The organism is Magnetococcales bacterium, from assembly GCA_015231925.1.
In the GTDB taxonomy this organism is placed as follows: domain Bacteria; phylum Pseudomonadota; class Magnetococcia; order Magnetococcales; family JADGAQ01; genus JADGAQ01.
Map to the genome: position 1 here is coordinate 1 of JADGAQ010000261.1, position 4,677 is coordinate 4,677.

The 4,677-nt window shown below is 62.6% G+C and carries 2 protein-coding genes; both read left to right on the top strand.

Annotated elements, in window-relative coordinates; translation table 11 throughout:
* Positions 1-2,863, top strand: a 2,863-nt coding sequence (locus tag HQL56_18355; protein MBF0311480.1) for a response regulator, incomplete at its 5' end; no start/stop codon positions are given.
* Positions 2,850-4,637 (top strand): EAL domain-containing protein, encoded by a 1,788-nt coding sequence (locus HQL56_18360; protein MBF0311481.1) that lies wholly within the window; start codon positions 2,850-2,852, stop codon positions 4,635-4,637. The genes HQL56_18355 and HQL56_18360, both read left to right, overlap by 14 nt.
* Positions 4,638-4,677: the final 40 nt, after the last annotated feature.

Sequence of the window (4,677 nt, forward strand, 5' to 3'; positions counted from 1 at the left end):
GGAGGAGTGGTCCCTGTTGCGGCTCACCGACCTCCAGGAGCCCGGACTGACCGATCCGGTGCCCTGGCGGCTGCGCCCGGTTTCGGAACAGGACGTGCCCATGCGCCGCAAGGATGGCCGTCCCTTGTGGGTGCGGCTTTCCATCTCCCTGAAATCCGACGCTTCGGGCCGGGTGATCGAAGGACGGGCCATTCTGCTGGATCGCACCGAACGCAAGGAGGCCGAAGAGTCGCTACGCCAGTATGAGGCCATCGTGGCCGCTTCCAAGGACCATATGGCCTTTCTGGACCGTCGCTTCGTCTATCGGGCCGTCAATCGCGCCTATCTGGACAACCACGGCCGGGAGTACCACGAGATCGTGGGCCACGCCGTACCCGAACTGTTGGGCGAGGAGATGTTCGCGCGGATTCGCCCCAACCTCGACCGCTGTCTGGCGGGAGAGACGGTCAACTACCAGGACTGGTTCGACTTTCCCGTCAGCGGACGGCGCTGGATGGATGTCTCCTACTTCCCCCAGTGGCGCAACGACGGGCAGGTGGGCGGCATCGTGGTCAGTTCGCGGGACATCACCGATCGCAAGGCCATGGAAGACGAGCTGCGCCGCAGCGAGGAGGAGGCGCGTCGGGCCAATCGGAGCCGGGGGGCCTTCCTGGCCAACATGAGCCATGAAATCCGCACCCCGATGAACTCCATCATCGGCATGGGCTATCTGGCCCTGCAAACCGATCTGACCCGGCAGCAACGCGACTATCTGGAGCGCATCCACGCCAGTTCCAACTCGCTGTTGCGCATCATCAACGACATCCTGGACTTTTCCAAGATCGACGCCGGCAAGCTGGAACTGGAAACGGCCCCCTTCGATCTCTACCGGCTGGTGGAGCAGGTTGCCGACGGATTGCTGATCAAGGCGCGGCAGAAGCCCGACATCGAAATTCTGATCGCGATGCCCACCGACATTCCCCGCATTCTCCTGGGCGACGCCACCCGGCTGGGTCAGGTGTTGAACAACCTCTGCGACAACGCCCTCAAGTTCACTCAGCGGGGCGAGATCGTTCTGTCCGTGACCCTGGTGCGGGAGAGTCCCACCCGCGTCACCCTGGCCTTCGAGGTGCGGGATACCGGCATCGGCATCGCCCCGGATCAGGCGGAGCGGCTGTTCCAGCCCTTCCAGCAGGCCGACAGCTCCACCACCCGCAAATACGGCGGCACCGGCCTGGGGCTGGCCATCTGTCGCAAGCTGGTGGAGCTGATGGGCGGCGGCATCGATGTGGAGAGCCGTCCCGACCACGGCAGTCGTTTCCACTTCCAGTGCCCCTTCGACAGTCTGGTGGCCCCGGAAAAGGAGCGTTATCGGCTGCCGGAGGAACTCCGCTCGCTGCGCGCTCTGGTGGTGGACGACAACACCACCTCGCGGGAGATTCTGCAACGGCTTCTGAGTTCCTGGCATCTGGACAACACCGTCGTGGACGGCGGCACGGCAGCCTTGCGGGAGATGGAACGCGCCGCCGTGCAACAGCAGCCTTACGGCCTGCTGTTGCTGGACTGGTCCATGCCGGAATTGGACGGCATCGAAACGGCGCTGTGCATCCGGGAAAACCCCGCTCTGCCCTTCGCGCCGCTGATCATCCTGGTCTCCGCTTTCGAACGGGAGGAGGTCATGGCCAAGGCTGCGGAGGCCGATATCCAGGCCTTTCTGCCCAAACCGGTCAACCCCTCCCTGCTCTTCGACACCATTCTGGAGCTGTTCGGCAAGGGGGAGCCGGGTCGGGAAACCAGCCATTACCAGCTACCCGAAACCATCGACTGTCAGTTGCTGGAGGGACGCCGTCTGCTGGTGGTGGACGATCTGCCGGACAACTCCGATCTGATCCGGGAGATTCTGGAACGCAAAGGGCTGATCGTCACCCTGGCGGGCAACGGCCAGGAGGCCGTGGATCTGGCCAGCCGCGCCGAGCCCCCCTTCGACGCCGTGTTGACCGACGTGCAGATGCCGGTCATGGACGGCATGGAGGCCACCCGCGCCATGCGTCGCCTGCCTTCCCTGCAGGAGATGCCCATCATCGCCATGACCGCCAGCGCCATGTCCCAGGACGTGGAAGCCTGTCTGGCCAGCGGCATGAACGATCACCTGCCCAAGCCCATCGATGTCAACCAACTGCTGCTCAAGCTGATACACTGGATCACCGCCCGCAACCAACCCTTGCCCGAGGGGAGCGCCCCTTCCGCACACGATGGCCCTCACCCGCCCGGGCTGATGCTGGACGAAGGACTGGCCCGCTGCGAAGGCAACGAAACCCTCTACGCCCGGCTGATCGGCCATTTCCTCGCCGAATTCGAAACCGAGCCCGCCCGGCTGGGCGAAATCCTGCGCCAGGGCGATGCGACCACGGCCCTCCAACGCCTGCACAAAATGAAGGGCGCCGCCGCCACCATCGCCGCCCGCCAGTTGGCGGACCAGTGCGATATCCTGGAGACGGCTTTGCGTTTTCCCGACCATCCCCTGCCCCCCGAAGCCCTCCTCCCCCTCGAACAGGCCCTGGAACCGGTGCTGTCCGCCGCCAGGGACTTCATGGCCCGGGCGGGGCTTTCCCCCCGGATAATAGAAATGGAACGCATTAACCCAAATGAATTGTTGCGTAAAGTAACAGAGCTTGGCACCCTGTTACACCAGGGCGATTTGCGCAGCGAGGTGGTTTTCGAGGAGATACGGCAACGTATGGTGGATCTTGTCGAGGGGGAAGAGGTGGTGAGGCAATTGGAAGCATGTCTGGGGCGTCTGGACACCACGGGGGCGCTCGAACGGGTGGCGCTGCTGAAAGAGATCCTGGAACGGACATCGGGTGAGGCTCATGAACAATCCTGAGACCAGACAGTCCGTATTGATCGTGGATGATGCCCCGGACAACATCCGGTTGTTGGGGTATGCCCTGTCGGGGGACTACCAGGTTCATTTCGCCACCCGTGGTCAGGAGGCGCTGGAGCGGGCCTTCGCCTCGCCGCCGGATCTGATTCTTCTGGATGTGATGATGCCGGGCATGGATGGTTTTCAGGTGTGCGAGACCCTGTGTCGGGACGAGCGCACTCGTGACGTTCCGGTGATTCTGGTGACGGCGCTGCATGACATGGATGCGGAAATCCGGGGTTTCAATGCGGGTGCGGTCGATTTCGTCAACAAGCCGGTCAATCCCCTGCGGGTCAGGGCGCGGGTGGCGGTGCAACTGGCCCTGAAGCGGCAGCGGGATGCCTTGGCCAGCGCCAATGCGCGTTTGCAGGAGGAGATCGCCTGTCGGCAGCATCTGGAGGCGCAACTGCGGGAGCAGGCCGAATTCGACAATTTGACGGGGCTGCCCAATCGCAAGCTGTTTCAGGACCGCTTGGAGCAGGTGATTCTGGCGGCGCAGCGGCATCGGCAGATGTTTGCCCTGATGTTCGTCGATCTGGATCGTTTCAAGTGGGTCAACGACACCCTGGGCCACGACGCGGGGGATGCCTTGCTGGTGGAGGCCTCGCGGCGGCTCAAGGGGGTGGTGCGCAAGTCCGACACGGTGGCGCGGCTGGGTGGGGACGAGTTCACGGTGATTCTGTCCGACATCCTTCACGAGTCGATGGCGGAGCTGGTGGCGCGCAAGATTCTGGAGCAGTTGGCGTTGCCGTTTCTGCTCAAGGGGCAGGAGGTGGTTATTTCGGGGAGTTGCGGCATCGCGCTTTTTCCGGGGGATGGCGCGGCTGCCGACGAGTTGACGCGCAACGCCGATTCGGCGATGTATCGGGCCAAGGAGTCGGGGCGCAACGCTTTTCAGTTCTTCTCGCGGGAGATCAACCAGTTGGCGCAGCGACGCCTGCGGCTGGAAGTGGAGATGAGGCGCGCCTGTTTGATGAACGAATTTTATCTCGATTATCAACCCAAGGTGACCTTGGCCTCGGGGCAGATGACGGGGATGGAGGCGCTGGTGCGTTGGGATCATCCCCGGGAGGGTATCTTGTTGCCGCAGCAGTTCATTCCGCTGGCGGAGGGTACCGGGTTGATTGCCCAGTTGGGGGCGTGGGTCTTGCGCACCGCCTGTTTGGATGCCGCCTCCTGGGCGATGGCAGGCTATCCCGATTTGCGTTTGGCGGTGAATTTGTCGGCGTTGCAGTTCCGGGATGGGGATTCTTTGGTGCGGTTGGTACAGGAGGTATTGCAGGAGACGGGTTTCCCGGGGGACAAGCTGGAGTTGGAGATTACCGAGAACATGATGTTGGGGGATCCGAAGAAGGCGGTGGAGACCTTGAACCGCTTGCGGGAGATGGGTGTCGGCATTGCGATGGATGATTTCGGCACGGGCTATTCGTCGTTGGCCTTGTTGCGGCAGTTGCCGATTCAGGTGATCAAGATCGACCGGTCGTTTGTGCAGGATTTGGGGCCGGAGGCCAATGATGCGGTATTTTTGTCGGCGATGTTGAGTATGGCGCGGAAGTTGGGGTTGCATGTGGTGGTGGAGGGGGTGGAGAATTTGGAGCAGTTGGCCTTTTTGCAGAATCAGGACGGGGGGGATGAGGTTCAGGGTTATTTCTTCAGTCCTCCGTTGGGGCGGGAGGCTTTTTCGGCCTTGTTGCAGGGCAAGATTCCCCTGGGTGGGGGTGGGATTTACCACTGAGTCAGGAAGAAATATACGGGGGTCCGGGGGGGAGAAGAAA